1 protein-coding gene and 1 pseudogene are annotated in these 668 nt (G+C 32.2%); both read left to right on the forward strand.

Annotated elements, in window-relative coordinates; genetic code table 11:
• Nucleotides 1-290, forward strand: a 290-nt coding sequence (locus IDG60_RS19120; protein ID WP_206161068.1) for a potassium-transporting ATPase subunit C, incomplete at its 5' end; no start/stop codon positions are given.
• 208 nt (nucleotides 291-498) lie between these two features.
• Nucleotides 499-668 (forward strand): annotated as a pseudogene (locus IDG60_RS23050) (PH domain-containing protein); the annotation flags it as partial.

A 668-nucleotide genomic window follows, 5' to 3' on the forward strand; every position in this document is an offset into this window, starting at 1 on the left:
GTAATGAATCGAATGGAAACACCGAATTAATAGCACGCATGAAACATCATGTTAAATTTGGGAATTCAAATGTAACAATAGATGCTGCAACAAGTTCTGGGTCGGGCTTAGATCCGCATATTACGGTTGAAAATGCATTGAAGCAAGCACCTCGTATTGCTGATGCTCGTCATATATCTACTTCAAGAGTGGCCGACTTGATTCAACATCGTAAGCAGCGTGGTGTGTTAACAAATGATTATGTGAATGTGCTTGAACTAAATATTGCTCTTGATAAGATGAAAGATTGATTATAGATGAAAGGCATCATGTTGATAAAATTATAACATGGTGTCTTTTTAGCGATTCAAGCACTTTCTGCTTAACTAAATTTTTAGATGTACCTTTAGGAAGAATAAATTAGCATGAAATATTCCATATGCTATAATTAGCAACATATAAAAATAAAATGAAATAGATTATAAATCCGTATAATTTTTTATTTGGGGAGAGGGGTATATGTCAGATTATACTAAGTTGTCTAAGAGTCCTAAGTCAGCATTGTTGTATTATTACATTACGAATGGCTTAGAATTTATATTGAGTGTAGCTGTGTATGTCATTTTTTATTTTATATGGTTAAGATTTGAATGGCCACATTACTTACTTTATATTTTGTTGGTTTTAGG

It is taken from the genome of Staphylococcus sp. EG-SA-2 (assembly GCF_017152085.1).